Origin of the sequence: Streptomyces sp. CLV115, assembly GCF_038448545.1 — a bacterium.
In the GTDB taxonomy this organism is placed as follows: Bacteria; Actinomycetota; Actinomycetes; order Streptomycetales; family Streptomycetaceae; genus Streptomyces; species Streptomyces sanglieri.
Map to the genome: position 1 here is coordinate 1 of NZ_JBCEWQ010000322.1, position 2,721 is coordinate 2,721.

Consider the following 2,721-nt stretch of genomic DNA (forward strand, 5'->3'; position numbering starts at 1 on the left):
GTCGTGACTGCGTGCCTTTTGAAGAATGAGCCTGCGAGTTTGCGGTGTGTTGCGAGGTTAACCCGTGTGGGGAAGCCGTAGCGAAAGCGAGTCCGAACAGGGCGTTTCAGTAGCACGCTCAAGACCCGAAGCGGAGTGATCTAGCCATGGGCAGGTTGAAGCGGAGGTAAGACTTCGTGGAGGACCGAACCCACCAGGGTTGAAAACCTGGGGGATGACCTGTGGTTAGGGGTGAAAGGCCAATCAAACTCCGTGATAGCTGGTTCTCCCCGAAATGCATTTAGGTGCAGCGTCGTGTGTTTCTTGCCGGAGGTAGAGCACTGGATAGGCGATGGGCCCTACCGGGTTACTGACCTTAGCCAAACTCCGAATGCCGGTAAGTGAGAGCACGGCAGTGAGACTGTGGGGGATAAGCTCCATGGTCGAGAGGGAAACAGCCCAGAGCATCGACTAAGGCCCCTAAGCGTACGCTAAGTGGGAAAGGATGTGGAGTCGCAGAGACAACCAGGAGGTTGGCTTAGAAGCAGCCACCCTTGAAAGAGTGCGTAATAGCTCACTGGTCAAGTGATTCCGCGCCGACAATGTAGCGGGGCTCAAGCGTACCGCCGAAGTCGTGTCATTCACACATATAGGGCCAACGCCTGTGTGGATGGGTAGGGGAGCGTCGTGTGCCGGGTGAAGCAGCCGCGGAAGCGAGTTGTGGACGGTTCACGAGTGAGAATGCAGGCATGAGTAGCGATACACACGTGAGAAACGTGTGCGCCGATTGACTAAGGGTTCCTGGGTCAAGCTGATCTGCCCAGGGTAAGTCGGGACCTAAGGCGAGGCCGACAGGCGTAGTCGATGGACAACCGGTTGATATTCCGGTACCCGCTTTGAAACGCCCAGTACTGAGCCCATTAATGCTAAGTCCGTGAAGCCGGCCCGATCTCTTCGGAGTTGAGGGTAGTGGTGGAGCCGATGAACCAAGGTGGTAGTAGGTAAGCGATGGGGTGACGCAGGAAGGTAGTCCAGCCCGGGCGGTGGTAGTCCCGGGGTAAGGGTGTAGGACGCACGGTAGGTAAATCCGTCGTGCACATAGTCTGAGACCTGATGCCGAGCCGATTGTGGTGAAGTGGATGATCCTATGCTGTCGAGAAAAGCCTCTAGCGAGTTTCATGGCGGCCCGTACCCTAAACCGACTCAGGTGGTCAGGTAGAGAATACCGAGGCGTTCGGGTGAACTATGGTTAAGGAACTCGGCAAAATGCCCCCGTAACTTCGGGAGAAGGGGGGCCATCACTGGTGATTGGATTTACTCCATGAGCTGGGGGTGGCCGCAGAGACCAGCGAGAAGCGACTGTTTACTAAAAACACAGGTCCGTGCGAAGCCGTAAGGCGATGTATACGGACTGACGCCTGCCCGGTGCTGGAACGTTAAGGGGACCGGTTAGCTGACTTTCGGGTTGGCGAAGCTGAGAACTTAAGCGCCAGTAAACGGCGGTGGTAACTATAACCATCCTAAGGTAGCGAAATTCCTTGTCGGGTAAGTTCCGACCTGCACGAATGGCGTAACGACTTCTCGACTGTCTCAACCATAGGCCCGGTGAAATTGCACTACGAGTAAAGATGCTCGTTTCGCGCAGCAGGACGGAAAGACCCCGGGACCTTTACTACAGTTTGATATTGGTGTTCGGTTCGGCTTGTGTAGGATAGGTGGGAGACTTTGAAGCGGCCACGCCAGTGGTTGTGGAGTCGTCGTTGAAATACCACTCTGGTCGTGCTGGATGTCTAACCTGGGTCCGTGATCCGGATCAGGGACAGTGTCTGATGGGTAGTTTAACTGGGGCGGTTGCCTCCTAAAGAGTAACGGAGGCGCCCAAAGGTTCCCTCAGCCTGGTTGGCAATCAGGTGTTGAGTGTAAGTGCACAAGGGAGCTTGACTGTGAGACCGACGGGTCGAGCAGGGACGAAAGTCGGGACTAGTGATCCGGCAGTGGCTTGTGGAAGCGCTGTCGCTCAACGGATAAAAGGTACCCCGGGGATAACAGGCTGATCTTCCCCAAGAGTCCATATCGACGGGATGGTTTGGCACCTCGATGTCGGCTCGTCGCATCCTGGGGCTGGAGTCGGTCCCAAGGGTTGGGCTGTTCGCCCATTAAAGCGGTACGCGAGCTGGGTTTAGAACGTCGTGAGACAGTTCGGTCCCTATCCGCTGTGCGCGTAGGAATATTGAGAAGGGCTGTCCCTAGTACGAGAGGACCGGGACGGACGAACCTCTGGTGTGCCAGTTGTTCTGCCAAGGGCATGGCTGGTTGGCTACGTTCGGAAAGGATAACCGCTGAAAGCATCTAAGCGGGAAGCCTGCTTCGAGATGAGTATTCCCACCAACTTGATTGGTTAAGGCTCCCAGTAGACGACTGGGTTGATAGGCCAGATGTGGAAGCCCGGTAACGGGTGGAGCTGACTGGTACTAATAGGCCGAGGGCTTGTCCTCAGTTGCTCGCGTCCACTGTGTTTGTTCTGAAATAACGAACGGCCGTGTTTTTTCCGGTGTTGGTTAATTTCATAGTGTTTCGGTGGTCATTGCGTTAGGGAAACGCCCGGTTACATTCCGAACCCGGAAGCTAAGCCTTTCAGCGCCGATGGTACTGCAGGGGGGACCCTGTGGGAGAGTAGGACGCCGCCGAACTCCTTTTACGGGAAAGCCCCGTGTCCTTGTGGACACGGGGCTTTTCTGCGTT

Annotated in this window: 2 rRNA genes; both read left to right on the plus strand. The window is 55.9% G+C overall.

From position 1 onward, the window contains the following. A 23S ribosomal RNA gene (locus AADR41_RS41805) occupies nucleotides 1–2,474 on the plus strand; the annotation flags it as partial. A gap of 78 nt (nucleotides 2,475–2,552) precedes the next feature. Next, a 5S ribosomal RNA gene (gene rrf, locus AADR41_RS41810) occupies nucleotides 2,553–2,669 on the plus strand. Nucleotides 2,670–2,721: the final 52 nt, after the last annotated feature.